This window comes from Luteipulveratus mongoliensis (genome assembly GCF_001190945.1).
Taxonomy (GTDB): domain Bacteria; phylum Actinomycetota; class Actinomycetes; order Actinomycetales; family Dermatophilaceae; genus Luteipulveratus; species Luteipulveratus mongoliensis.
On the sequence record NZ_CP011112.1, the window covers coordinates 660,126 to 686,341 of the forward strand.

Annotated in this window: 25 protein-coding genes; 16 read left to right on the plus strand and 9 right to left on the minus strand. The window is 68.2% G+C overall.

Annotation, left to right across the window (positions count from 1 at the left end; all coding sequences use genetic code 11):
* Positions 1–2: 2 nt before the first annotated feature.
* Positions 3–245: a hypothetical protein gene (locus VV02_RS03090; protein WP_157063246.1), complete on the minus strand. Its 243-nt coding sequence runs from the start codon at positions 243–245 to the stop codon at positions 3–5.
* A gap of 251 nt (positions 246–496) precedes the next feature.
* On the minus strand, positions 497–1,249 hold the full coding sequence (locus VV02_RS03095) for a GntR family transcriptional regulator (RefSeq protein WP_052589742.1): 753 nt from the start codon (positions 1,247–1,249) through the stop codon (positions 497–499).
* Between the two features lie 144 nt (positions 1,250–1,393).
* Here VV02_RS03095 and VV02_RS03100 point away from each other — a divergent pair, with 144 nt between their 5' ends.
* From VV02_RS03100 to VV02_RS03120, 5 genes are all read left to right on the plus strand, one after another.
* The gene (locus VV02_RS03100; protein ID WP_052589745.1) at positions 1,394–2,503 is read left to right on the plus strand and encodes a TIGR03364 family FAD-dependent oxidoreductase; all 1,110 of its coding nucleotides are present in this window, start codon (positions 1,394–1,396) and stop codon (positions 2,501–2,503) included.
* 42 nt (positions 2,504–2,545) lie between these two features.
* A complete protein-coding gene (locus tag VV02_RS03105) occupies positions 2,546–3,478 on the plus strand; it encodes a phosphate/phosphite/phosphonate ABC transporter substrate-binding protein (RefSeq protein ID WP_052589747.1) in 933 nt (310 codons plus the stop codon).
* Positions 3,478–4,305, plus strand: coding sequence for a phosphonate ABC transporter ATP-binding protein (locus VV02_RS03110; RefSeq protein ID WP_245632981.1), 828 nt, complete (start codon positions 3,478–3,480; stop codon positions 4,303–4,305). Before VV02_RS03105 ends, VV02_RS03110 begins: the two co-directional genes overlap by 1 nt.
* Entirely contained in the window at positions 4,302–5,120 is an 819-nt protein-coding gene (phnE, locus tag VV02_RS03115) for a phosphonate ABC transporter, permease protein PhnE (protein ID WP_052589749.1), read from the plus strand. The genes VV02_RS03110 and phnE overlap by 4 nt, the downstream gene beginning before the upstream one ends.
* A 134-nt stretch (positions 5,121–5,254) precedes the next feature.
* Complete coding sequence (locus VV02_RS03120; RefSeq protein WP_157063247.1) at positions 5,255–6,067, plus strand: hypothetical protein; 813 nt, start codon at positions 5,255–5,257, stop codon at positions 6,065–6,067.
* 209 nt (positions 6,068–6,276) lie between these two features.
* On the opposite strand, the gene VV02_RS03125 is transcribed toward VV02_RS03120, so the two are convergent.
* Complete coding sequence (locus VV02_RS03125) at positions 6,277–8,028, minus strand: alkaline phosphatase D family protein (RefSeq protein WP_052589753.1); 1,752 nt, start codon at positions 8,026–8,028, stop codon at positions 6,277–6,279.
* 145 nt (positions 8,029–8,173) lie between these two features.
* On the opposite strand from VV02_RS03125, the gene ald reads away from it, so the two are divergent.
* Positions 8,174–9,292, plus strand: coding sequence for an alanine dehydrogenase (gene ald / locus VV02_RS03130; protein ID WP_052589754.1), 1,119 nt, complete (start codon positions 8,174–8,176; stop codon positions 9,290–9,292).
* A gap of 130 nt (positions 9,293–9,422) precedes the next feature.
* Positions 9,423–11,180, plus strand: a complete 1,758-nt coding sequence (locus tag VV02_RS03135; protein ID WP_052589757.1) for a hypothetical protein — start codon at positions 9,423–9,425, stop codon at positions 11,178–11,180.
* A gap of 26 nt (positions 11,181–11,206) precedes the next feature.
* On the opposite strand, the gene VV02_RS03140 is transcribed toward VV02_RS03135, so the two are convergent.
* The 3 genes from VV02_RS03140 to VV02_RS03150 all read right to left on the minus strand — a co-directional run bounded on the left by VV02_RS03140 (position 11,207) and on the right by VV02_RS03150 (position 13,353).
* Positions 11,207–12,421, minus strand: a complete 1,215-nt coding sequence (locus VV02_RS03140; protein WP_052589759.1) for an RNA polymerase sigma factor — start codon at positions 12,419–12,421, stop codon at positions 11,207–11,209.
* A gap of 1 nt (position 12,422) precedes the next feature.
* Positions 12,423–12,758 carry a YciI family protein gene (locus VV02_RS03145; RefSeq protein WP_052589761.1) on the minus strand — a complete coding sequence of 112 codons (336 nt, stop codon included), beginning with the start codon at positions 12,756–12,758 and terminating at the stop codon, positions 12,423–12,425.
* A 76-nt stretch (positions 12,759–12,834) separates the two neighbouring features.
* Positions 12,835–13,353: a DinB family protein gene (locus tag VV02_RS03150; RefSeq protein WP_245632982.1), complete on the minus strand. Its 519-nt coding sequence runs from the start codon at positions 13,351–13,353 to the stop codon at positions 12,835–12,837.
* Between the two features lie 112 nt (positions 13,354–13,465).
* On the opposite strand from VV02_RS03150, the gene VV02_RS03155 reads away from it, so the two are divergent.
* From VV02_RS03155 to VV02_RS03165, 3 genes are all read left to right on the plus strand, one after another.
* Positions 13,466–13,975: a DinB family protein gene (locus VV02_RS03155; RefSeq protein ID WP_245632983.1), complete on the plus strand. Its 510-nt coding sequence runs from the start codon at positions 13,466–13,468 to the stop codon at positions 13,973–13,975.
* A gap of 71 nt (positions 13,976–14,046) precedes the next feature.
* On the plus strand, positions 14,047–14,622 hold the full coding sequence (locus tag VV02_RS03160; protein ID WP_052589764.1) for a TetR/AcrR family transcriptional regulator: 576 nt from the start codon (positions 14,047–14,049) through the stop codon (positions 14,620–14,622).
* Entirely contained in the window at positions 14,606–16,183 is a 1,578-nt protein-coding gene (locus VV02_RS03165; protein ID WP_052589766.1) for an apolipoprotein N-acyltransferase, read from the plus strand. Before VV02_RS03160 ends, VV02_RS03165 begins: the two co-directional genes overlap by 17 nt.
* Here VV02_RS03165 and VV02_RS03170 read toward each other — a convergent pair.
* Positions 16,087–17,274, minus strand: coding sequence for a PQQ-dependent sugar dehydrogenase (locus tag VV02_RS03170; RefSeq protein ID WP_052589768.1), 1,188 nt, complete (start codon positions 17,272–17,274; stop codon positions 16,087–16,089). The genes VV02_RS03165 and VV02_RS03170 overlap by 97 nt on opposite strands.
* Positions 17,275–17,422: 148 nt before the next feature.
* Between VV02_RS03170 and VV02_RS03175 the strand changes: the two genes are divergently transcribed.
* Positions 17,423–20,656: a TIM-barrel domain-containing protein gene (locus tag VV02_RS03175; RefSeq protein WP_083449865.1), complete on the plus strand. Its 3,234-nt coding sequence runs from the start codon at positions 17,423–17,425 to the stop codon at positions 20,654–20,656.
* Between the two features lie 168 nt (positions 20,657–20,824).
* Here the strand turns inward: VV02_RS03175 and VV02_RS03180 are convergent, their stop codons facing one another.
* Positions 20,825–21,493 (minus strand): enoyl-CoA hydratase-related protein, encoded by a 669-nt coding sequence (locus VV02_RS03180; RefSeq protein ID WP_218917340.1) that lies wholly within the window; start codon positions 21,491–21,493, stop codon positions 20,825–20,827.
* 88 nt (positions 21,494–21,581) lie between these two features.
* On the opposite strand from VV02_RS03180, the gene VV02_RS03185 reads away from it, so the two are divergent.
* The 5 genes from VV02_RS03185 (at position 21,582) to VV02_RS03205 (ending at position 25,095) form a co-directional block, all read left to right on the plus strand.
* Entirely contained in the window at positions 21,582–22,178 is a 597-nt protein-coding gene (locus VV02_RS03185) for a TetR/AcrR family transcriptional regulator (protein ID WP_052589770.1), read from the plus strand.
* Positions 22,179–22,439: 261 nt separating this feature from the next.
* Entirely contained in the window at positions 22,440–22,721 is a 282-nt protein-coding gene (locus VV02_RS03190; RefSeq protein ID WP_157063249.1) for a hypothetical protein, read from the plus strand.
* Positions 22,718–23,758, plus strand: a complete 1,041-nt coding sequence (locus VV02_RS03195; RefSeq protein ID WP_052589773.1) for a helix-turn-helix domain-containing protein — start codon at positions 22,718–22,720, stop codon at positions 23,756–23,758. The genes VV02_RS03190 and VV02_RS03195 overlap by 4 nt, the downstream gene beginning before the upstream one ends.
* A 72-nt stretch (positions 23,759–23,830) precedes the next feature.
* Positions 23,831–24,253, plus strand: coding sequence for a pyridoxamine 5'-phosphate oxidase family protein (locus VV02_RS03200; protein WP_052589775.1), 423 nt, complete (start codon positions 23,831–23,833; stop codon positions 24,251–24,253).
* 11 nt (positions 24,254–24,264) lie between these two features.
* Positions 24,265–25,095: an arylamine N-acetyltransferase family protein gene (locus VV02_RS03205; RefSeq protein WP_052589777.1), complete on the plus strand. Its 831-nt coding sequence runs from the start codon at positions 24,265–24,267 to the stop codon at positions 25,093–25,095.
* Between the two features lie 97 nt (positions 25,096–25,192).
* Here the strand turns inward: VV02_RS03205 and VV02_RS03210 are convergent, their stop codons facing one another.
* Complete coding sequence (locus VV02_RS03210; RefSeq protein ID WP_052589779.1) at positions 25,193–26,176, minus strand: alpha/beta hydrolase; 984 nt, start codon at positions 26,174–26,176, stop codon at positions 25,193–25,195.
* Positions 26,177–26,216 lie beyond the last annotated feature (40 nt).

A 26,216-nucleotide genomic window follows, 5' to 3' on the forward strand; every position in this document is an offset into this window, starting at 1 on the left:
CGCTACGCATGACGCCGGCTTCGGCGGTACGCCCACTCGACCGCGCGCCAGGCGGCCAGACACATCAGTCCACCGCCCGCCATGACGAGGACGTACACGACGCCAGGCGGATGTATGTCTCGCGTGTCGAGCCAGAGACCGAGCAGAACGAGCACGCCCCAGACACCCAGGAAGCCGCCCCAGGCGATGAGCTGCCACCGCACAGGTAGCTGCGTTCGCCGGCTGGCCCGGGCAACCTGCCTCATGAACCGATCATGCCGGAGTCGGACCGGTGCGTCGGCCCATCGCCGAACTCAGCGCCCACTGTCGCGCCGCGCCCCACGTGGTGGGGCGCACAGATCCGGAAGGGGGTCGTCGAGGACTGTGCACTGCCCCATGTGGCGGGGCAGTGCACAGTCAGCGACCACATACCTGTCGCGCCTGGGCTGAGTCGGCACGGACGTCGGCTCGCCACCGGCGAAGACGCGGCCGCGTCACGACGCGACGAGAAGCTCGATCAGGAGGCGACGGACTTGATGTTGCGCACCAGCGCGGTGCGGGCATCCAGCGTGTTGTCGAGCGTGAAGCTGACCAGCTCGGGTCGGTAGCGGTCGTCCGACCACTCGACCGGCCGGCCACTGGAGTCGCGGGCGAGACGCCGCTGCCGCAGCAGCGGGGTGCCGACCGGGACTTCGAGGTACTCCGCATCGATCTCGTCGGCGGGCACCGCGTCGATGGTGTGCGACGCCGAGGCGAAGTCCGCGCCGTGCGCCTGCATATGTGCCCACAGCGATCCCGAGTCGCAGTCGAATTCGAAGAGCACCTTGGCGACCGGCTCGATGAACGTGCCGCGCTCCAGCATGGTCAGCTGGCCGTCGAGGAGCCGCTGGCGCAGCACCTGCACCACGCGCTCGCCCGGCTCGATCTCCAGCGCGCTCGCGTCCTCGTCACTCGCGGGTCGCAGTGCCAGCTCGAGGGTGTGCTGCCCCGGCACCCGCCCCTCCGCGTGCGCCCACGCGGAGAACGACAGCAGTGTGTCGAAGGGCTGCCCGAGCGAGGACTGGCGAACGACGGGCGGCTTGCCCCGACCGCCCGCGATCAGCCCTTCGGACCGCAAGGTCGCGAGCGCCTGGCGGACCGGGCCGCGTGAGGTGTCCCACTGGGCGCAGAGCTGGGACTCCGACGGAATGGCCGCTCCGACCGACAGCTCGCCCTCGTGGATCTGGCGACGCAGATGGTCGGCGATCTGCTCATGCAGTGGGGGAGACATAGCCTGACTGTACATGTACTGGATCGCGCACCAAGTGGCCTGTACAACGGCGATTTCCCAGCCGATGAACGCCAGGCAAACACCTTGTGGACACTGGCGGGAAGTGTTGACCGAGGCCCCGGCAGCGGCCGTACCTTACTTGTCATGACAAGTAGCGCGACCGTGGATCTCGCCATCGTCGGCGCCGGCATCGTTGGCCTGGCTCACGCCGTCGAGGCCGTCGACCGGGGCCTGTCGGTCGCCGTGATCGAGCGAGACGACCGGGCCACCGGCGCGTCCGTGCGCAACTTCGGCCACGGCTGCGTGACCGCGCAGGCCGGGCCCACGTTGGCGTACGGCACGGCGGCCCGGCTCCAGTGGCTGCGGCTCGCGAAGGAGGCCGGTCTCTGGCTGCGCGACAGCGGCACCCTCGTGGCCGCTCGTGCGGACGACGAGCTTGCGGTCCTGACCGAGCTGCACGACCAACGCGGAGACGACGTCGTGCTGCTCGACCGCGCCACGGTCCATGACCGGGCTGATCTCGCGGACGACGTCGTCGGTGGCGCCTGGCTGCCGCTCGACATCCGGGTCGACCCGCGTGAGGCACCCGCCGCCATCGCGCGCTGGCTCACCGACCAGGGCGTCACCTTCCACTGGGGCACCGCGCTGGCCGCCACCGAGCCAGGCGTCGTACGCACCTCTCGCGGCGCCATCCGCGCGCACCGCACTGTCGTCGCCGTCGGCCACGACCTCGATCACGTCTATCCGGACCTGACCGAACGACACGGAGTACGCCGGTGCCGGCTGCGCATGCTGCGCGTCGCCGATCCGCACTCCCGCACGCTCGATCCCGCTCTGCTCACTGGCCATTCGATGCTGCGCTACGGCGGGTTCGACACCTGCCCGACGTTGCCAGCCCTTCGCGCCCGTCTCGAGCGTGAGGAGCCGGAGGCCGTCCGCTCCGGCCTCAACCTCATGTTCACGCAACGCCCTGACGGGTCACTCACCATCGGCGACACCCACCACTACGACCGCACTCTCGACCCGTTCGACGACGAGGACCTGGACGAGCTGGTACTCAGCCAGACCGCCCGACTTCTCGGCGTACCCCGGCTTCAGGTTCTTCAGCGGTGGCGCGGCGTCTACGCCTCGGCACCCGAACCCTTTCTGATCGACACCCCGCACGACGACGCCCGTGCCGTTGCTGTCACCTCCGGCGTCGGCATGACCACCGCGTTCGGCCTCGCCGCCGCGGTCCTCGACGACCTTCTCTGACCCGCTCACCGGCGTACCCCTTTACCTGCCAAGGAGATTCACATGCGCTTCCACCGCTCCGTCGCGCTCGCTTCCACCGCCTTGATCGCCCTCACGCTCGCCTCGTGCAGCTCGGACGCCGACGGCGCCGAGAGCGGTGCGAAGAAGGGTGCCAACGGCATCGAGTGCCCCAACAAGGGCACCGTCCGGTTCGGTGTCGAGCCGTTCGAGGACCCGGCCAAGCTGACGCCGGCGTTCAAGGTGCTGGCCGGCGCCCTGGAGAAGAAGCTCGGTTGCAAGGTCGAGATGACCGTCGTCGCCGACTACTCCGCCGAGGTGCTGGCCATGCGCAACGGCAAGCTCGAGATCGCCCAGTTCGGGCCGCTCGGTTACGTTTTCGCGAGTTCCAAGGCGGACGCCCAGCCCGTCGCGTCGTTCGGTGACAGCAAGGGCCAGCTGTCGACGTACAAGGCCGGCCTCTGGGTCAAGAAGGACTCGCCCATCACGTCCGTCGCTCAGCTGCGCGGCAAGCAGGTCGCCCTCGGCAGCACGGGTTCGACCTCGGGCGATGCGTTCCCGCGGCTGGCGATGCGCAAGGCCGGACTGCAGGACTCCGACGTCAAGCTCAAGTACGCCGGCGGCCACCCGCAGGCGCTGCTCGCCCTCACCAACGGCAAGGTCGACGCCGCCGAGATCAACACCCAGCAGCAGGCGACCGCGACCGAGGCCGGCAAGTTCAAAGCGTCCGACTACCGCCAGATCTGGGCCTCGGACCCGATCCCGAACGACCCGATCACGGTCAGCGGAAAGCTCGACCCGAAGTTCCGTGAAGGTGTCGCGAAGGCACTGCTCGAGCTGTCGCCGGCCGACGTCGCCAAGGTCGGCGCATTCCTCGACGTCACGCCTCCCGGACCGCTGGTCAAGGTCGAGAAGTCCACGTACCAACCGCTGTTCGACCTCGCGAGCACTCTGAAGCTCACCGAAAAGGACGCGTGATGGTGATGGCTGCGCTGGCTCCGCATCCGCAAGGGGGTGAGACCACCGCCGATGCCAAGCCGCTCCTCCAAGCGCGCGGGCTGCGCAAGACGTACGCCGACCGGGAGGTGCTCTGCGGCGTCGACCTGACGCTCCATCCAGGTGAGCTGGTGGCCGTGCTCGGCGCCAACGGATCGGGCAAGTCGACGCTGCTGCGCTGCATCGTCGGACTCACAGATCAGGACGATGGCGACCTGACCATCGGAGGCACGGAAGTCGCCGGGCTCGGCGGCAAGGCGCTCGCCGGCGTACGGCAGGAGGTCGCCATGGTCTTCCAGCAGATCCATCTAGTGGGTCGTCGCACCGTCCTAGACAACGTCTGCGCCGGGGCGCTCGGCCGGCTGCCGCTGCGCCGTTCCATCGCGCCGGTGCTGTTCCCGCGGGAGGTGCGCGCCGAGGCGATGAGCTGCCTGGATCGGGTCGGTCTCGCCGACCGCGCGAACGACCGCGCCGGCCGGCTCTCCGGTGGTCAGCAGCAGCGGGTCGCGATCGCGCGAGCGCTGTGCCAGCGCGCGTCGGTGGTCCTGGCCGACGAGCCGGTCTCCGCCCTTGATCCTGCTGCCGCCGACCACGTCGTCTCGCTGCTGCGCGATCTGGCTCGTGAGGGGTACGCCGTCGCGGCCGTCCTGCACCAGCCCGACCTGGGTCTGCGGTACGCCGATCGCATCATCGGCATGGTCGACGGCCGGATCACGCTCGATCGCCCGGCGACTGACGTCGTACGGACCGACGTCGATGCGCTGTACGCCGCGCCCGCGGCAGCGCCCGCCGCGGAGGTGACGGCATGACCGCCCGCATCCACGCGTACGAGGCCATCGAGGTGCCGCGCCGTCGACTGCCGGGTACGCGCATCCTGGTCATCGCCGCCGCGCTCATCGCGCTGCACGTCGTCGCCTGGCGAGTCACCGGCATCTCACCGTCCGCCCTCGTGCAGGGCTGGCACGGCATGGCCGACTTCCTCAGCGACGCGGTGCCGCCGGACCTGAGCTGGTCAGGTGTCGTACGCCCCGCACTGGAAGCGGCCGCGGTCACCCTCTACATCGGGCTGCTCGGCACGACCTTGTCGATCCCGTCCGCGTTCTTGCTGGCGCTGCTGGCCTCGCGGGCAACGACGCGCAACAGCTGGGTCTATCAGGCATCGCGGTCGGTGCTCTCGACGTTGCGGGCGGTGCCGGACGTGGTGTTCGCGCTGATCTTCGTGACGGCAGTGGGGCTCGGTCCGTTCGCCGGCGTCCTCGCCCTGGTCCTGCACAACACCGGCGTCATGGGCAAGCTGTGGGCCGAGGCGATGGAGGAGACCGACCTCGGTTCGCGCGACGCGCTGCGGGTGGCAGGCGCGTCCAACGTGCAGGTGGCGACCAACGCGGTGCTGCCGACCGTGCTGCCGCAGGCGGTCGGACTGCTGCTCTACCGGCTCGACGTCAACGTCCGCTCGTCGCTCGTGCTCGGACTGGTCGGCGCCGGCGGTATCGGCTTCCTGATCAACCAGTCGATCCAGCTGTTCCAGTTCGATCGGATGGTCACCCAGATCATCATCGTGCTCGTCCTGGTGATCGTGGTCGACCAGACCTCGGCGTACGTCCGTCGCCGGATCGCGGGCTAGTCCACGTCGCGCGCCCATCCGCCCGCGTTTGCGATCGCAACATGACTCGCTACCTCGAAGATGGCTCTCCTCTACGAGGGTCGTCTTCGAGGTAGCGAGTCACTTTGCAGGCGCACACGTCATAGGTTGACGTGATGTCTGCCGAAACGACGTGGCCGCCGATGATCTGGATCGGCGGCCTCCAGGGAGCCGGGAAGTCAACGCTGGCAAGGGAGTTCGCCTACGCGCGCGATCTGCCGCTCCACCGGATCGACGCGTTCACCTATGCGCATGTCGACCGGATGCCCGCAGCGGAGCCGCTGGATGCGGTGCTGGCGCGAGGTGCTGAGTACGCCGCCGATCAGTGGGCCGCGCACTGCCGAGACCGGGTCCCGCTCGTGGTCGCCGACGTCGCCGCGCGTGGTGCAGGGGACGTACCCGTCGTGGTGGAAGGACCGCAGCTCCAACCAGCCGCTTCCGCACCCACCGGCGCCTCGGTCTGGTTGCTGACCGGCTCCGCGCGGACTCGTCGCGTCCGAGAGGCGCGCCTCGAAGGTGTCGACGATCCGGACGCCCGCGCTCGGATCGACGGCCTGGCCGCTCGCGAGCTGCTGGTCGCTGAACGCCTTCGTCGGGACCTCGCGGCGACCGGACGACCCAGCGTCGACGTCGCGGATGACCCCGACTGGTCGCAGATCCGAGCTCAGCTGGAGTCCGTCCTTGAGCCTGCCCTGGACGGTGTGACCCGACTTGCGCCAGGCGCCGATCTCGCGGGCCAGCGACGGTACGAGAACCGTGCGACGGCGTACCAGCTCCGCTCCCACTGGACGGCGATTGGTGCAGCACCGAGCGCCTTCGAATTCGCCTGCGAATGTGGACGATCCGGCTGCGACCAGATGTGGGAGGGCACCCCGGACGAGTACGACGCCGCCGCCGAGAGCGACGCGGTCCGAGCCGCCGCCCACTGAGCCGGTCGAGTAGCCGGAGCGCCAACGCCACCCCGCTGGTCGAGTAGCCGGAGCGCTAGCGCCAACCCGCTGGTCGAGTAGCCGGAGCGCTAGCGGAGGCGTATCGAGACCAAGGTGCACGCGGTCACCGGGTCTCGATACGGCTCGCCCTTTGGGGCTCGCCTACTCGACCAGCGGGTGGGGCTCGCCTACTCGACCGGCGGGTCTGGTTAGGCGGGGTGGTCGTTGCGAGGACCTACGGGTCCGCTCGCCGCAGAGATCCGTCGGCTGCCGGCGGCGGTCTGGAAGCTGCGGGTGTACGTCGGTAGCACCGCCGCGTTCACGCGTGGGTCGGGAGCAGCGCTGGTCGGCACGGGCGTGTGGTGGAAGTCGGCCTGCACCCGCTCCGGAGTGACGTCGATCAGCGTGTAACCGTGGCCGATGCCGTCGAGGTACTTCACGCCGGGGTTGATCTGCTGCATCGCGCCGACCACCTGGCGGGTCGCCCCGACGGCGACCTCGGGTGCCGGGTTGCCGAGGAACTGGCGGAGGATCTCGTAGAACCCGTCGCTGGTCACCGAGGGCGTTACGAACTCCACGCCCGCCGGCGCACCGCTGGACGCGAGGTCGCACGCCCACGACGAGTGGATGTCACCGGTCAGGACCACGACGTCGCCAGCGCGAGCGGGCTGAGCCTGGAGGTGGCTGAGCAGCGAGGCCTGATCCGTGGCGTAGCCATCCCACTGATCAGCATTGACGAGGGTGATGTCGCCGGCGCCCAAGGCCGAACCGGGGTAGCGGATCGGGGTGATCATCACCTGGTTGCCGAACAAGTGCCAACGCCGCCCGCGGGTCGCGACACCCTCCTTGATCCACTCCAGCTGCTCCCGCTCGGGCAGGTGGCGGTCCGGCGAGGCGAGCGCGGCATCGATTCTCGGGTCGACACCGATAGGAACGAATCCGTCGAGCGGGCTCTGCGGGAAGGTGACCTGCTCGCTGCGGTTCTGACGGGTCTCGAGGATGGACAGGTCGCCGAGCGCGCCGAACGTGAACCGCTTGAAGAAGCGCGTACCCCGGTGCGGCACATGCTGATTCGGCATCCGGAACGGCATCCATTCGAGGTACGCCTGCATCGCTGCATTGCGGCGTGCGAGGTAGGGGCCTTCGTCGGCCTGGTGGTTCTGCGCGCCGGCTGCCCACGCGTTGTTGGCGACCTCGTGGTCGTCGAAGATCGTGATCCACGGATGCTGGCGGTGCGCGGCTCGGGCGTCCGGGTCGGCCTTGTGCAGCGCATGCCGCAGCCGGTAGTCCTCCAGGTCGAGGATCTCCGTAGCGGGTGCACCGTCGCGTACGCCGACCAGCTCCTTCGGCCCGTAACGGTCGGCGCCGTTGCCGTACTCGTAGATGTAGTCACCGACGTGGAGCACGAAGTCGAGGTCGTCGCGCTGGGCGATCGCGCGGTACGCCGTGAAGTAGCCGCCGGTGTAGTTGCTGCAGCTGACGAGCGCCATCCGCAGCGCGCGCACCTCGCCGGGGATGTCGGCCGCCGTCTGGGTCCGCCCGACCGTGCTCCACTCGCCCAGGCTGTGGAAGCGGTAGTAGTAGCGCGTGTAGGGCTTGAGGCAGGTCACGTCGACCTTGACCGTGTGGTCCGAGCTCGCCCTGGTGTGGACGGTGCCGTGCGCCACCTTCTTGCGGAACTTCGGGTCGCGGGCGACCTCCCACTGGACCGGGATCGACCGGCCGCGACCGCTGCCCGGCGTGGCGACCGGCTCGTGCTTCTTGGCCGGTGGCGTGGCGCGGGTCCAGATGATCACGGACGTGCCCGTCGGGTCGCCGCTCGCGACGCCGTAGCCGAAGATGCCGTCACGTGCCGGTGCGGCCGCAACAGCCGGGTCGAAGACGCGGGGTGCCGCGACGGCAGCCGTGGCCGCAGCCACACCCGCGATGACAGTGCGTCGCTTGATGCCGGGAGTGGTCATGCACGCATCGTCCGTCGGCACGTTCGACGATGTGGCGAGAACTCCCGAACAGGGCTGACCGGAAAGATCCCGAGAGGCCCGTGCGTACTGATCAGTAGCAAAACGTGAGTTTCGCGACTCTTTCGGTAGTCGGTACGCTCCGATCATGCGCATTGGTGTACCCAGCGAGGTCAAGAACAACGAATTCCGCGTCGGCATCACGGCGGTTGGCGTCCACGAGCTGGTGGCCAACGGTCACGAGGTCCTCGTCCAGAAGGGCGCCGGGCTCGGCTCGCTGATCAGCGATGACGAATACGTCGCTCAAGGCGCGAAGATCGTCGACTCCGCCGATGCGGTGTGGGGCGACTCCGAGATGGTCATGAAGGTCAAGGAGCCCGTGGAGGAGGAGTACCACCGACTCCGGGAGGGCCTGACGCTCTTCACCTACCTCCACCTCGCCGCCGACCGGCCGCTCACGGACAAGCTGGTCGAGACCGGCGTGACCGGAATCGCTTACGAGACAGTGCAATTGCCGTCCGGTCTGCTGCCTTTGCTCTATCCGATGTCGGAAGTTGCTGGCTGCCTCGCACCCCAGGTGGGGGCGTACTCGCTGATGCGCGCCCAGGGTGGGCGCGGCGTACTCATGGGCGGTGTCGGCGGTGTCGCCAACGCGAAGGTCGTCGTCCTCGGAGGCGGTGTGGCAGGCCAGAACGCCGCCAACATCGCGCTCGGCATGGGTGCCAACGTGACGATCCTGGACACCGACCTCGACAAGCTGCGGATGAGCTTCTGGCGCTACAACAACCGCGTGCACGGTCTGGCCTCGTCCCGGCTGTCCGTCGAGCAGGAGGTCACGGCGGCCGACATGGTCATCGGCGCCGTCCTCATCCCGGGTGCCAAGGCCCCCAAGCTGGTCAGCAATGAGCTGGTGTCGCGGATGAAGCCTGGCTCGGTGCTCGTCGACATCGCCGTCGACCAGGGTGGCTGCTTCGAGGACACGCGCCCCACGACTCACGCCGACCCGACGTTCAAGGTGCACGAGTCGATCTTCTACTGCGTCGCGAATATGCCTGGGGCCGTGCCAAATACGTCGACCTACGCCCTCACCAACGCGACCCTGCCGTACGCCGTCCGTCTCGCCAACCAAGGCTGGCGCGACGCGATGCGGGCCGACCCGGCCTTGGCGCTCGGACTCAACACGCACGCCAAGAAGATTACCTGCCCGCCGGTGGGCGAGGCCTTCGGTCTGGACTCGATCACGCCGGATGAGGCCCTCGCCGGCTGATCGTCGACGGATTGGTGCAAACCGGCGCCCGAATCGAAACTTCTGGCCTTTGCGGTCTTGGCGGGAGGATGATCGTGGGGGCGCGCGGCTGACCGGTGGGGGATGCCGCCGCGGTTCTCAGGAGGGGCCCGTGGGGTTGACGGGGACGCAGGTCAAAGCGGTTCTGACGACGGTCGGTGCTGCCGGTGGCCGCAAGGTCGACACGTTCGACAACATCGCCATGCACCTCAACGCGACCATGTCGGACATCGGTCTGCGGACCGCCCAGGGGTGTGCCACCTTCCTGGCGAATGTCACGCAGGAGACGGCCTTCTTCGGCACCTTCACGGAGTTCGGTGGCCCCAAGACGTACGACCCCTACCGCGGCCGCGGCGCCATCCAGACCACCGGCAAGGGCAACTATCGCGCGATTGGGAGCTTCCTCAAGAAGCGTGGCCTCGTCACGGACTCCGACGTCTTCGTGAGGGATCCGAAATCGCTCGCGTCGGCGGACTTCGCCTGGCACACGGCGACCGAGTACTACACCCGCTCGCGGGGTGGCCGGGCCTGGCAGGTCGGCGGTTTGCAGTACACCTCCCTCGCGATGCTGTCGGATGCGAACGCCTCGATCGGCGTCATCGCCAAGGCGATCAACCGCGGCAACCCCAGCGCGACACATGACGCGTTCGGCATCGAGGATCGCCGTGCGTTGTGGGAGGCATACAAGGAGCTGGGCTCAGCGCTCATCCCCATGCGGCCGATGGGACTGGTCGGTGCTCCGGTGGCTCAGCCGGGCGCAGCGCCGGCGAAGTTCGACGACGGCTTCCTGGGCCCCGGCACCTGGACGGCCTTCATGCGCATCACCCGGGCGTCCCAGCGGAGGTTCGCGGTGCAGAACCTCCAGCGGCACCTGAACATGCGCGGCTTCACGGGGATCGACGGCCGGCCGATCGTGGATGACGGAGAGGGGCTGCTCGACAACACCAAGGGTCCGACCAAAGGCACCCACACCCAGTGGGCGCTGGCCAAGGCACTCGGGACGACGGCAGGCGGCGGTGTCTTCGGCAGCCCGTCAGAGGTCCTCGCCCGCTGGCAGCGCCAGCTCAAGGTCGGTCGTACGCTCCCGCTTCCTGCGGCGACGGTCGCGCCGGCGCGACCGCGCACTGTCGTCCTCAAGCCGCCTCGGCAGACGCACGGCACGACTCCCGTGGCGGGCCTGCAGGCGTCGTTCGAGAGCTGGAAGTTCCCGGGTCCGGGAGCCGATGTCTCACTGCTGGAGGCGTTTTCGCGGTTGGTCGAGTTCCGGCTGCAGGCGACCTACGGCGCGTACTGCCTCGAGGACAACGTCCGCGAGAAGGAGGACTGGCACGACAACCATGTCGAGAAGAAGACGTCGGCCCACCAGGGCATGCAGAAGATCTGGTTCGTCAAGACGGTCGACGGCCGCGGTCTCGCGATGGGCGCCGACTGGAACGCCTCCAAGAAGGAGGCCGAGTTCATGACCGTCGCGGCCGGGCTGGCCGCCGAGTGCGGTCTGCGCTGCCACGTCGAAGGCGATCACCTGCACGTGGACACGTGGTCGGAGCGCATCCGCACCTGGACCTTGCCGGACAAGATCGGCCGGCCGACCAACGGTCTGCTCGCCGTCGACGGCAGCTGGGGCGAGTCGACGACCCGACGCCTGCGCTACGTCCTCGGTATGCCCGCGTCGTCCTCATTCGACAGCGATGTCGTACGAACCCTGCAGTCCCGTCTGAACAACGTGAGCCACCTCGATCTGCCACTCAGCGGAGCGTTCGACGCAGCCACCGAAGCCGCGCTGGGCGCGCGGCTCGGCACCAAGACCAAGTCCGGCGACCGCTTGTACGTCTCGCTTCTCCAGCAGAGCCTCAACCTCCAGCGCATCTAGCTGCCCCGGGGCAAGTCCTGCCGGGCTCAACCAGCGTCGATCTCGGCGCGGCGGCGTTCGAGGAGCTCGCGCTCGGGCTGGTCCGGCGCGGTGAGAGCGATGGCCTCGTCGTACGCCGACCGCGCCTCGTCGAGGCGACCGAGCCTCCGCAGGAAGTCGGCCCGCGTCGCCGGGAGCATGACGTACGACGAGAGCGCGCCTTGGTCGATCGCGTCCAGCTCACGCAGCCCGGCCTCGAAACCGTCGCGAAACCCCACGGCGATCGCTCGGTTGAGCCCGATCACCGGCGACGGCTGCGCGACGAGCAGCGCGTCGTACAACGGCACGATGGCCGCCCAGTCGGTCGCGTCGGCGGAGGGAGCCTGTGCGTGGCGCTGGGCGATCTCGGCCTGGAGGCGGAAGGTGCCCGGCGGTCGGCCATCGTGCGCGGCTCGACGCAGATGCCATGAGGCCTCATCGATGAGGACCCGATCCCACCGCGACCGGTCCTGCTCCTCCATCGGTACGAGCTGACCGTTGGAGTCGAATCGCGTTGCGCGCCGGGCAATCTGGAAGGTGATGAGCGCGAGCAGCGAGCGCGCCTCGTCCTCGGTGGGCATCAGGTCGACCAGCAGTCGCGCGAGGCGTCGCGACTCGAGCGCGAGGTGGTCGGACTGGCGCGTGTAGCCCTCGTTGAAGATGAGGTAGATGACGGCGAGCACGCCACTGATCCGCTCGGCGAGGACGTCGTCGTCCGGCACGCGATAGGGGATGCCCGCGTGCGCGATCTTCTTCTTGGTGCGCAGCAGACGCTGCGACAGCGTGGCCTCCGGAAGGAGGAAGGCCCGCGCGATCTCGGGTGTGCTCAACCCGGCAACAGTCTTGAGTGTCAACGCAACTCGGCTGTCGAGGGCGAGCGCGGGATGGCAGCAGGTGAAGATCAGCCGCAGCAGATCGTCCGAGCGCTGCGTCGCGGCGGGGTCCTCCAGCATGGCTGCCTCCTGCAGCTTGGTGCGTTCGTTCTGCCTCCGGCGCAGCACGTCGAGGGCCCGCCGCCGCGCGACCGTGGTGAGCCACGCACCTGGTGATCGGGGGAGGCCCTCCTCGGGCCAGGTTCGCAGGGCCTTCTCGACCGCGTCCTGCGCGGAGTCCTCGGCGAGATCCCAGTCCTGCGTCATCCGGATCAGCGTGGCGACGATCGCGGGTCGCTCCGCCGCCACAGCGGTGGCCACAGCCTCGGCTGCGGCGGCGGATGCGGTCACGTCACTCCTCGCTCAGGTCCCAGACCGGGCGCAGCTCGAGCTTGCCGCCGTTGGCCTGGGGATGGCGTGAGGCAATCTTGATCGCCTCGTCCAGGTCCGCACAGTCCAGCAGGTCGAAGCCGACAATCCATTCCTTCGACTCGGTGAACGGCCCGTCGCTGACGAGCACCTCGCCGCCGCTGACCCGCACCGTGGTCGCATCACTGGTCGGCCGCAGGGCTTCGCCCACGATCCGCTGGTCCTTCACCTCGTCGAGCCACTGCTCAATCGAGATGTCGTTCTCATGCGCCTCGGCCTTCAGCGCCGGGTCGACCACCACGAACATCACGTACTTCATCGCTTCTCCTTCAACGTTTGTTGTGCCCGTACGACGATCGGCCGGGCTGCGTTTCCGACTGGGCTGACCAATGGGCTCAGAGCACGACCCACTGGTGGCCGTCGATGAGCTCGCGGGTCGCATCCATGTGCCCGGCGTGGGCCGCGGTCTCGGTGATGACGTGCATGATCACCGAGCGCAGGTCGGGATAGCTCATGTTCCACTCGGCCCAGGTCGGGTCGGGTGCCTTGGGCGGTGCGTCCAGCGACGTGGCGGCGATGAGCTCGTCGGACCGGCGGCACTCTTCCTGGTAGCGGCGGATGACGTCGGCCGCGGGCTCCTCCGGGTCGACCTGCCACTCGGCGTTCGGGCCTTCCGGGAAGTAGTCGGTCGACTCGCCGCCCATCACGCACCGGAACCAGTAGCGCTCGTCGGACAGCGTCAGGTGCTGGACCAACCCGAGCGCGTGCCAGCCGGACGGCAGCTTCGGCTGGCGCAGCTGCTCATCGGTCAGTCCCTCCAGCGCGGTCAGCACGTGGCGGCGCGTGCCCTCCAGGGCGCTGAGGAGGACCTCCTTCTCACGGGTGTCCGTCCCGGTGTTGGTCATGGTGCTCATCGTTGCGTTCCTCTCGTCGTGTCGTGCTGTTACCCACCCGACGATCGGCGGATCCCCGAATCCGACACCTACGCGGACGACTTTGTCAGAGCGGCCGTGAATGATCGGCGTTGTGACTCCTGAGCGCCCGATGCCGCCCCTGAACGCCGACGAACGACGGACCCTCGAGTCCTGGCTCGACTTCCACCGCACGACTCTCGTCATGAAGGTCGACGGTCTCGACGACGTCCAGGCCGCCACCCTCTCGGTGCCGCCGTCCGGCTTCACCCTGACCGGGCTGATCCAGCATCTGGCCGAGGTCGAGCGCAACTGGTTCCGCCGCGTGCTGGCCGGCGAGGGCGTACCGCCCATCTTCGACCCGGAGGCGGACCCGGACGGTCCGGACGGCGGGTTCGACGTGGCCGAGGACCAGACCGTGAGCGGGGCGCTCGCGACGTGGGAGGCCGAGGTCGCGGCAGCCCGAGCGGTCTGTGCGGCGCGGGAGCTGACCGACACCGGCGTGTTCATGGGCCAGAGCGTGAGCCTGCGCTGGATCTACGTCCACCTGATCGAGGAGTACGCCCGCCACAACGGCCACGCCGACCTGCTGCGCGAGCGCATCGACGGCATGACCGGCGTCTAGCGCCGCGGGTCAGGCGGGGCGATCCCCTGGTTCGGGAGGCCCGCCGATGCCCGTTGGTCTACGGTGTATACATGCCATCAACCAGGGAGAAGGTCGCGGAGGCGACGCGTGAGCTCTTGGAGGCCGAGGGCTCGGCCGCTGTGAGTATGCGTCGTGTGGCTCAGAGCGTCGGGATCACGCCGATGGCGCTGTATCGCCACTACCCCAACCGCGAGGGGTTGCTGAACGAGGTGTGCGAAGAGGCCTTCGCGAAGGTCGCCGATCAATGGCGTTCCAGGGAGCAGCAACGGGACTCCTGGGCAGATCTGCTGGCCATCGGGAGTCTCCTCGTCGATCTGGCCATCGCGCGACCGCATCTCTATCGCTACATGTTCATCGACCAGCGGGACGAGGCGCGCCAGCTCCCCGACAGCTCGGCCGCCGCGCAGTCGCCGACCCTCAGCATCGTCATCTCGGGCGTCACGAGGTGCATGGACGAGGGCGTTTTTCGCCGGGATGACCCGCTTGCTGTGTCCCTGACCCTGGTCGCTCAGCTGCAGGGACTCATAGCCCTCTATCAGGGTGGCCGGCTCGGCGTCGATGAGAACGCGTTCCGCGACCTCTGCCACGACTGCCTGAGGAGGGTCTTCCATGGTCTCGCTGCTTGATCGGCGCGCCATACGTCTCGCGGACGGGAGCGCGCTGCTCTCCGGTGCGTTGCTGTACCTGGGCGTCGGGCTGCACCCCGTGGCGCTCTTGACCTGGGTCGCGCTGCTGCCGGTCATGCTGGCCGCGCCGAGAGTGTCGGCGCGCAGGTCGGCGCTGCATGCCGCCCTGGCGTGGCTCATCGGTCAGGCCGGTCTCTGGTTCTACTTCACCGACACGGTGGAGCTGCCGCCTGTGCTGGCTCTATCCGTCGTTCTGTACGGCGCGGCTCTCCTCGTGTGTGCCGTTCTGTTCGCGAGAGCCCTGATTCTTCGGCGACGTGCGCTGTCGGCGATCGTGCTGGCCGGGGCGACGTGGATCGCCGGTGAGTACACCCTTTCGTTGGTGGGATCCAACGGTGCCTGGTGGAGCCTCGGCTACAGCCAGGCCGAGATCACGCCGGTGCTCCAGATCGTCTCCGCGACCGGAGTCTGGGGGATCAGCTTCCTGCTGGTGGCTGTGCCGGTTGCCCTCGCGGCGGCCTTCGCGCCGGGCGCCGGCACGCGGGAGCGGATGCGGATCGGGATTGCCGCGGCCGCGACGCTCGTCGTGGTGGGCGGCTATGTGACGACGGACTTCCTGGTCATCTCCGCTCACGACGACGCCAAGCTTCGAGTCGGCGTCGGCGTAGCCGCTCAGAACAAGGACGACGTCCGCCCGGAGAGCGCCGCCGGGCAGCGGCTCACGGCGCGATACGTGGGCCTGGTCCGGTCCATGGCGGATGAGGGCGCACGGGCTGTCGTCCTGCCGGAGAAAGCGTTCCTGGCTGACCAGTCGACCCTCGGCCGGCTCGCCGATCCATTCGTCGTGGTCGCGAAACAGCGGCACGTCGACGTGGTGCTCGGCGTCCTCGTGCGGCAGCCCGACGGTCAGTACAAGAACATCGCGCTGGCCATTCCCGGCAACGGTGCTGCCTTCTCCACCTACACCAAGCACTACTTGATCCCGGGCGTGGAGAGTGACACGACGGCCGGCAGCGGACTCACGTTCGTCCCGGGCTCGCAGCAGCGGCTGGGTGTGATCATCTGCAAGGACCTCGACTATCCCAACCTCGTTCGTGACTTCCGCAACGCGGGCTCCACCGTGCTGCTGGCTCCCGCGTGGGACTTCTTCAACGACGGTTGGCTGCACGGCCGGATGGCCGTGACGCGCGGCGTCGAGAGCGGTCTGGCGCTCGCTCGCTCCGGTCGGGACGGGCGCCTCACCATCAGCGACGGGACCGGCCGGGTGGTCGCCGAGCGAGAGTCGAGCTGGGACCGGCCGACGACGATCGTGGCCGACATCCCGACCCGGACCCCTCGGACGCTGTACGCCAGGTTCGGCGACTGGTTCGCCTGGCTGTGCGTCCTCGGGATGCTGTACGGCGTGGGCCGGTTGGTGATCGACCACCGTCGAGCCCGCCGCGTGAACGGGCCAGCGTTCGGCGGTCAGGCGGGCGGGGCGTACGGCGCGAGTCGCAGCACCTTGTCGGCGTTGTCGCCGTTCGACGTGGTCACCCAGAGTGCTCCGCCAGGACCGTTCTGAACCGTACGGATTCGGCCGTAGGTGTCGTTGAGGACGGGCAGCTGCTCGTCGCGGGTCACGGTGCCGGCCGCGTCGAGCGTGAGCACGCGTACGCCTGTGTTCTTGAGCTCGGCGACGGCGAGCGCTCCGTTCCAGCGGCCCCAGCCCGTGCCTTGCAGGAAAGTCATGCCGCTCGTCGCCACGGTCGGGTTGCCGGACGACCAGCGGGCGCGGACCGCGTTGGGGTACTTCGTGGTGTCGGTCATCGGCACTGACTCGTTGTAGCCCGGGACCGGGTCGTAGCCGTAGTTGCCGCCGCGCAGGACGACGTTGGTCTCGTCGTCGCGGTCGGTGCCTTGCTCCTGGCTCCAGAGCTGGGAGCTGCCCGGCCGGACGGCGAGACCCTGCACGTTGCGGTGCCCGTAGCTCATGACGTAGCGCGCGTTGCCGGTGCGTGAGGCGTACGGGTTGTCGGCTGGGATGCCGCCCTGCGGGTCGATGCGCAGGGTCTTCCCGCCGAGCGAGCTGAGGTTCTGCGGGTTCGTGCCGGTGGCCGCGTCGCCGGTGCCGATGCTGATCCGATAACCGGGAGTGAATCGGAGCCGGCAGCCGGAGTGCCGTCCGCTGGTGAGCGGGATGCCGCTCACCAGGGTCTTCTCGCGGACGGCTCCGCTGCCGTCGTTGGTCAGTCGCCAGCGGATGACGCGGACGTCGACCGGCTTGCCTGCGGACTGATAGGTCTGGCACGTGTAGAAGTAGGTGTGCACGGTGGTCGGGTCGATCTCCAGACCCATCAGTCCGCCCTCGCCGACGGCGTAGACGTCGGAGAACGGTGCGTTGACCGTGCGTACGACGCCTGCCGCAGTACGCAGCACGAGCTTGCCTCCGCGCTGGGTCATCAACATGTCGCCGTTCTTGAAGAACGCGACGTCCCACGGAAAGTTGAGACCAGTCATCACGGTCTGCACGGTGGCCGCTTTCGCGGCGGGCGCAGCGTCTGGTGGCGCGGTCGGGCTGGCCTCGGCGGCGCACGCCATGAGCGTGCCGGCCAGGCCGGTCGCCGCGGTGGCGGCAAGTGCTGATGTGATCCGACGACTGCGCGAGCCGATCATCTTGACGACGGTACGCCCGCTGTCGCCGCTCGCACGGAATCGGCCTTGGTCAGTGTTCCCAATGAGTTGAGCCGAACCCCATACAAGGGCGCGCGGGATCCGCTAACGTCGCGCAGCACTGACCATAGGTGCTCAGGAAAGGCTTGAAATGATCACTAATAATCACAAGAGGCGAGGCGCTGCGACTCTGTGCGCAGCCGCCGGCCTGGTCCTTCCCCTGGCACTGGCGTCCGGATCTTCAGCCGAGGCGCTGGGTGGACAGGCCGCCGCTGACGGCGCGACCACGCTGCCCAACCTGACGGCGGCGACCCAGGTCGACGCCCACACCGTCACGTTCACCGCGGGTGCCGCCAAGCTGCGGATCACCGCGATCACGGGCAAGACGCTGCATGTCGAGATGGCGCCGGACGGCACGTTCACCAACCCCGACGATGCGCCTTCCGACCCGAGCAAGCCGTCGGCCACCATGCTCCAGAAGCCCGCGACCCCGTCCGGTGCACTCAAGCTGAAGGACGAGGGTTCTGCGTACCGGCTCTCGACGCCCGACGCGTCACTCACGATCACGAAGGCCGACCCCAAGCTCACCCTGACGAGAGCGGACGGCACTGTGCTGTTCCGCGAGGCGTCGCCGCTGACCTGGTCCGATCAGGGCACGACGCAGACGCTGGCAGGCAAGCCGGGCGAGCAGTTCTATGGCGCAGGTGAGCAGAACGGCAGCTACACGCTGACCGGCAAGAAGGTCAACGTTGCGAACTCGTTCAACTGGAACGAAGGCGGCTACAACAACTCGCAGCCCTACTACGTGTCGACGGCCGGCTACGGCGTCTTCCGCCACACCTTCGCGCCCGGCGCCTACACGTTCGGCTCAGCCACGGACTCCGCCGCGCCAGTCACGACCACCGAGAACGAGCAGCGGTACGACGCCTACTACTTCGTGGGCGACCTCAAGTCCGTGATCGGCCAGTACACCGACCTCGTCGGCAAGCCGTTCATGCCGCCGATCTACGGTCTCGAGCTCGGCGACTCCGACTGCTACCTGCACAACGCCAACCGCGGCGAGCGACACACGTTGGACTCGCTGAAGGTCGCGCAGGGCTACGTCGACAACGGCATGCCCAACGGCTGGATGCTTGTCAACGACGGCTATGGCTGTGGCTACGAGAAGCTCCCCGAGACCGGCGCCGGCCTGCAGAAGACCAACATGCAGATGGGCCTGTGGACCGAGAGTGACCTGACCAAGCAGGAGGACGAGGTCAAGGCCGGCGTCCGCGTCCGCAAGCTCGACGTCGCCTGGGTCGGCCCGGGCTATCGCTTCTCTCTCGACGGCTGCGAGACGGCGTACTCGGGCATCGAGAAGTACTCGGACGCAAGGGGATTCGTCTACCAGCCCAACTCGTGGGCGGGCGCCCAGCGGTGCTCCGTGCTCTGGTCGGGTGACCAGAGTGGCAGCTGGGACTACATCCGCTGGCAGATCCCGACGTACGCCTCATCGACCATGTCGGGCATCGCCTACAACACCGGCGACGTCGACGGCATCTTCGGCGGCTCGCCCAAGACGTACGCCCGTGACCTGCAGTGGAAGTCGATGCTGCCGACCACGATGACGATGGACGGCTGGGCGCCGAGCGACAAGCAGCCCTACCGCTACGGCGACGACATCAACGCGATCAACAAGAAGTACCTCCTGCTCAAGGAGCGGCTGCTGCCCTACTCCTACAGCTACAGCGCGCAAGCACATCAGAACGGCGTCGGCCAGGTCCGCCCGCTCTACCTGCAGTACCCGAATGATCCTGCGGCACAGACGAACTCGGCGAAGTACGAGTTCATGTCGGGCGACGACTTCCTCGTCGCGCCGGTCTACTCCGACACCTCCGTCCGCAACGGCATCTACCTCCCCAAGGGGACCTGGGTCGACTACTGGAGCGGCAAGACGTACACCGGTCCGACGACGATCAACGGCTACAACGCACCGCTCGACAAGCTGCCGATGTTCGTCCGTGGCGGCGCTGTTGTGCCGATGTGGTCCGAGGGCACGACGTCGTGGAAGACGCGCGACAAGGGCCGCCTCTCGGTCGACGTGTTCCCGCAGGGGACCAGCTCGTTCGACCTCTACGAGGACGATGGCGTCACGCGCAAGCACGCAGCCGGGCAGTCCTCAACGCAGAAGCTGTCCGTACGCGCACCGCAGGCCGGCGTCGGCACCGTCCAGGTGACGGTCGGAGCGATCAAGGGCACGTACGACGGCCAGGCAGCCTCCCGTGGCTACGACCTCACCGTGCACTCGCCGAAGAAGCCGGCGGTCGTGAAGGTCGGGGCGCAGGACCTCAAGCAGGTGGCTGACGCGGCGGCGCTCGCCAAGGCGCCGTCGGGTTGGTACTACGACGCGGCCAAGGGCATCGCGCACGTGAAAACGACTGCGGTTGCTCGCAGCTCGTCCGCGACCGTGTCGCTGGTCGGTGCCTCTGCTGTGGTCGGGAGCCATGACGACTCGGCTGCTGCGGTGTCGATCAAGACGCCCGCAATGAGCGCACCGGGGAGCACGGCGACCGTGCCGGTCACCGTGCGGAACGACGCGACGGTGCCGCTCAACGACATGACGGTCAAGGTCGCCTCGGACACGGACGGCATCACGGCCTCGCCCGCGACCATCACGATTCCCGGCGGGCTGCAGCCCGGCGCGTCGAAGACCGTGAACACGAAGGTCAGCGTGTCCGACACCGCGAAGCCCGGCTCGGCCACGCTCACCGCGACGTTCGCCTACTCCGCTCGGAGCCGGAGCTACAGCAGCTCCTTCTCCGGGGAGACGGTGGTCCCGTACGCCACGCTCGCGAAGGCGTACGACAACGTCGGTGTCACGGACGCGAAGACCTACGCCCAGGGTGATCTCGACGGCGGCAAGGACAGCCTGTACGGCGAGGGGCTGGCGGCCGCCGGCATCAAGCCTGGTGCGACGGTCACGTCCAACGGGCTGAGCTACACGTGGCCCGGGTCGGCGTACGGCACGGCGGACAACGCCAAGGCAGCCACGCAGACGATCGCCGTGAAGGGCCGCGGCAAGGCCCTCGGTCTGCTCGGCACGGCCACGGCGGGCGGCGGCGCCGGCGGACAGGTCACCGTGACCTACTCCGACGGCACGACCAGCACCGGCACCACGGGCTTCCCGAACTGGCTGCAGAACACGACCAACACCTACAACGCCACCACGGTGACGTCGGTGAAGGGCCGCTACACGCCCACGGGTTACGGCAACGGTGAGTACGACTACCGCGTGTACTCCAACACCGTCGCCCTCGACCCGGCCAAGGACGTCGTCGCGGTCACGTTGCCCGGCAACGCGTCGCTGCACGTCTTCGCCCTCAGCGTCGGGACTCCCGCCGGCTGAGCACCAAGCCGTGAGGGCACGAGCGACAGGCCGCCACCTATGCGCCCGTGCCCTCACGTTCCACCCTGCCCATTCGTTGGTCGAGTAGCCGGAGCGCCAGCGGAGGCGTATCGAGACCAGGTGCCCGCGCGCACCTGGTCTCGATACGTCTCGCCCCTTGGGGCTCGCCTACTCGACCGGCGTGAGGGCCCCGGTCAGGGCGGCGACGACGGGGGCGTACATCTCGGCCTTGATGGCACCGAGGTTGTCGCCCGCCAGCTGCTGGTGACCGGCCGCCAGCCCGAGCGCGGCCGGCAGGACATCGTCCTCGTCGACGGCGTAGTCGACGATCCCGGCCGCAGCGGCGTCAGCGCCGCCGTACCGCTGACCGGTGACCATTGCCCGGTGCGCCGTCTGCGGCGTGAGCCGTGAACGGATGAGCGCGGACATGCCTGGGGTGAACGGCATTCGGAGACTGGCCTCGGGCAGGCACCAGAACCCGCGGTCGGACCGCATCACCCGGATGTCATGCGCCAACGAGAGCATCGCGCCGGCCGCGTACGTGTGCCCCTGGCATGCCGCGACGGTCACAAAGGGGAGCGTGAGGAACCGCTCGAACAGCGCGTGCACCCGCTCGAGATAACGGTCGTACTCATCCAGGTGCTGACCCAGCCAGGCCAGATCGAGCCCGTTCGAGAAGTACTTGCCCGTCGCGCAGGTCACCAGAGCACGCTCGCCCTCGGTGTGCTCGACCACGTCCAGGTACGTCTCGACCTGGCTCAGCCACTTCGGGCTGAACCTGTTCTCGTCGTCTCCGAGATCGAGGACGAACACCTCACCGTCCTGCCGCAGCGTCACCAGCTCCTCGCAGGCTCGCCGCCCGGCTGGGATCGCCAGGCTAGTTGTAGAGACCGTACTCCATAACTGTCGCAGGTACGTTGACCCCATGGCGAGACCGACCAAGCACGACCCCCAGCAGCTCGTCGATGCGGCCGTTGCCCTGTTCGCCGCGAAGGGCCTGAGCGGGGTCACGATGACGGCGGTGGCCGAACGGGTCGGAGCGCCCAATGGCTCGATGTACCACCGGTTTCCGACTCGCGGCGCGTTGCTCGGCGCGATGTGGTTGCGGGCCGTGCGCTGCATGCACGAAGCCCTCCACGAGGCGGCCGGCGTCGACGTCGGCGAGGATCCGGTGGCCGCCGCCGGTGAGGCTGCTGCAGCCCTGGGCCGCTGGTGCCTCGACCACCCCGACATGGCGGCGGTGCTGTTCGCCGGCAGGGCAGCGTACGACCCCGACTCCTGGCCCACGGCCGAACGGGAGCAGGTCGATGCGGAGAACCGCGAGTTCGACGCGCACGCGGCCGCGCTGGTCAAGGCGCTCGTACGACTCGGCATCCCGCGCATGGTCGTCGACCTCGCGCTCATCGACCTCCCGTACGCCGCCGTGCGCCGCTACCTCGCAGACAGCACTCCCGTGCCCAAGGCCATGCCCGAGATCATTCGCGAAGCCGTCGTCGCGATCCTTCAGGATCACGTCCGCTGATCCGCACTGATCGTCCCGCCATGTCTGAGGGTCTTTCGTCTGACGTTTCCTGGCTGGGCGGCCGAAGCGACGAGTCGGGGACTGCTTGCGTTCGCGCACGATCGTGCCTGGGCGCACATCACTTCACTTCTTGACGGCGTAGATGGCGTCGCGTTTGTCGATGAGCCACCCACCCGCGAGATGTACATCGGGACCAGGTATCGCGTCCGAGTCAAGAAGCATGACGGTGACGGCCAGGTTCGCTCGTATCCCACGCAGAGCGTGCTGCTGTTCCTCGAGCAGGCGCAAGACACTCTGGACGGACTCGAGGAGATCCGGCTGTTTGCTGGCTACCGCTGGGACGCTGACGTGTGGCAGATCGGGGCCCCCGTGATCTCCTTGCACGATGGCGAACAGGTCATTTGGGTACACGAGCTGCCAGAGGCTGATCAACTGGCGATCGCGAGCGCCGTACCGGTCACTCCGCACAGCGGCCCACAGCCGCCAGAAGTTGTCGTGAGCGAGAGGCTGAGTGCCAACCGCCCAGAGGAAGGGCAAGCGTGACCAGGATCGGTGAGGTCATCGCGACGGCGCGTCGTGCGCACGGGCTCACGCAAGAACAGCTCGCCAAGCTGGCAGGCGTGACGCAGGCTGCCTTGTCCCGTTACGAGAATGATCTGCGCGAGCCAGATGACGGCGTACTCGATCAGATCGCGCATGCGCTCGGCGTGACCCCTTCCTTTCTCAGGCGTGCGGACCGTGTGCACGGCGGGATGGCCGTAGATGCTCACATGCGACGGAGAGCGACGGCGGCTCCGGGCGTGTGGCGGCGGCTGGAGGCTCAGCTGAACATGTATCGATGGCACGCCAGTCAGATGTTCGAAGAAGTGACGATCAATGCCTCGAGTCACGTACCGACGATCGACGCCCTTGAGGCGTCGCCAGCGGATGCGGCGCGGTTGGTGCGCGCACAGTGGCGTATGCCGATCGGGCCGGTTCGACACCTTGTCGACTGGCTGGAGAGTGCCGGATGCGTGGTGTTCGTGGAGGACTTCGGTTCTCCGCGCGTCGATGGCCTGTCGCAGTGGATTGGTGATCATCCGGTGATCATCGTGAACGCGGTGGTGCCGCCAGATCGTATGCGCCTGACCCTTGCTCACGAGCTTGGCCACCTGGTGATGCACACGGCAGTCACGATCGGCCAAGACCTCGAGGCGGAGGCCAACGCTTTCGCGGGTGAGTTCCTGATGCCGGCGGACGTCGTTCGACCCGCACTACGGAACTTGAGCGCGTCACGCCTACCAGCCCTCAAGCAGGAGTACGGCGTCTCGATGCAGGCACTGGTGGAGCGCGCCTTTCACCTTGGCCTCCTCGGACCAAAGGAGCGCACCAGGATCTACAAGGTGTTCAGTGCGCGCGGGTGGCGAGTGATCGAACCTGGGAGTGATGACATCCCGATCGAGCGGCCGGCCCTTGCTGAAGTGATCGGCAGCGCCCTTGCTGGCCGCGGCCTGACCGACCGCGAGATTGCGGACTTGGCCGGCTTCGCATCCGCCGGGGAGAACGCGCTCTTTCGGCCGACGGGTCTTCGGGCAGTCTGAAGCGCGCGTGATTCCAACTCGGCGAGTAGTCCGGCTTGACCTCAAGTCGACTTCACATTGCACGGTGGCGACATGCTTCTGCGCACCGACACGTCACCGGTCAGGTCCGGGCCGTTCGCAACGCTGATTCCCGTTGAGTACCAAGCCTTTCTGGCCCTCCCGCGGATCGCGTCCCTCGGTCTCCAGCTCGCCGACGGCCGCCAGCACCTCACGCCGGTGAAGGCGACGTACGACGAGGGCCGGCGGGCGGCGTACGTCATCGTCGACCGGCAGTCCGTGAAGGCGAGACGGCTGACCGTGGAGCCGTCCAGAGTGGCGATCGGCGAGCACGACCAGTCGCAGTGGATCACACTCGAGGGGCGGGCGAGACTGTCTCTCGAGCCGGAGACGCTGGATCGTGCGCGGACGCTCTATCGCCGACGGTTCGACCGGCCGTCGCGGTGGGGCGACGCCGTTGTGGCGCTCGATATCGACCGCGTGCTGACCGGGCGTTGAGAGGACTACGAATGAGTGAGTACGACTGGCAGCTGGGCGATCTCGACCTTCCCGCCTACCTTCGCCGCGTTGGTGTCGCGCAGCGCGCGCCGAGCCTTGAGGCGCTGGGCGAGCTGCACACCGCACACGTGCGCACGTTCCCGTTCGAGAACTTCGACGTGCTCCTGGAGCAGCACCCGGGAGTCGCGCTCAAGGACGTACAGGCGAAGTTCGTGGAGCGCGGTCGGGGCGGCTACTGCTTCGAGCACGGCACGCTCTTCGCGGCGGTGCTGGAGCGGCTCGGCTACGACATCGAGCGGCACCTCGGTCGGGTGGGCGATGCGTCACGCGCCCCGCGTACGCACCTGGTCGTGACGGTCGTCCTCGACGGTCGCCGCTACCTGACTGACCCGGGCTTCGGGATGAGTCTGCTGCGCCCGATCCCGTTGGAGGACGGCGCGGAGGACGACCAGGACGGCTGGCCGTATCGAGTGCGCCGCATCGACATGGGTGCCTCCGGCGCCGCCTGGGAGCTGTATCGGCTGCGCAGCGAGGGCTGGGATCTCATGCACACGACCGACGAGGTGCCGGTCCGTCCGGTCGACATCGAGATGGGCCACCTGTTCACCAGCACCCACCCGTGGTCGAACTTCCGGCGCCGACTGAGTCTCGCTCGCCACGGCGACGGTCAGCACACCACGGTCTCGGTCGCCGGCGTCACCACCCGCGTGCCGGGTCGGCCAACCGTACGCCGACCGGTCGCCGACGGTGAGCTGCCGGACCTCTTGCGCGAGATGGGCGTGACCCTCACCGACGACGAGCTCGACCGCTTCCTCAAGATCTGGCCGACCTTGGAGGAGTAGGCCGCGCGTCCGGCCTCATCTGTTGATGAGGCGGTCGCAAACGACGTGAGGAACCGTGCGCTCGAGCGCACGGTTCCTCACGTCGAGATAGCGACGGTCAGGCCTTGCGAAGGCGGGCGATGACGCCCTCGATGTCGTGCTGGAGCAGGTCGGGGCGAACCCAGTGGCCGCCGTCGACCTCCTTGTCCTCGAACGGGATGCCGGCCCCGCGGAGGGCGTCCTTGAACACTCGCTGCGTGGCCAGCACGCCGGTCTCGTTGAACACGCTCCACGGGTCAGTGGGCGCCGGGCTCGTGCCGGCGACCAGGAAGATCCGCTTGTTGCGGAAGCTCTCGATGTGCTCCATCGGGTTGTCCGCGGACACGCGACCCTGGTCCCAGGCCGGCACCCCGTAGATCGAGCCACCAGCCAGCTCGACGGCCATCGAGGACACGTTGGCCCAGTGTGCGACGGCGCCGCCGCTCCATCGCAGGTCGGCCGGTCCGGAGTGAGCGCTGATCGAGGCGAAGTGCCCGAAGTACTTGGTCGTGTACTTGAGCGCGCCGAAGCCGCCCATCGAGAAGCCGGAAACCGCGCGGCCGTCGTACTCGGCGAAGGTGCGGAAGTTGCCCTCGATCCACGGCACGAGTTGACCCATGTGGAAGGTCTCCCAGTTGTGCGGGCCGTTGTTCGCGTTCACCGGGTTGCTGTACCAACCGGCAGCGCCACCATCTGGCATGACGATGATGAGGTCCTTGCCCTCGGTGAAGCCGCGCAGGTTGAAGTTGGGATCCATGTCGAACGAGCGGAAGTCCTGCTGCCCGCCGTGCAGGAGGTAGAGCACGGGGTAGGTCTTACCGCTCGTGTAGTAGTCGGACGGCAGCAGCACGTTGACCGCCGGGTCCCACTCGATCTCGTCGGTGGCGAAGCGGTAGTACTCCATCCGCCCGTACGTCTCGTGCGCGGTGACGGTCAGCGGGCCGGCCGCGCTCGCGGACGATGCTGTCGTCAAGGAGACGCCCCCGCCCAGGGCTGTGGCCGCTGCGACTCCGCCGGCGACCTTCAGGACGCTGCGACGAGACAGGCCTTTTTCGTGAGACATGTGATGAGTCCTCCCAAGGATGTGGAGCGCAGAGGGGATG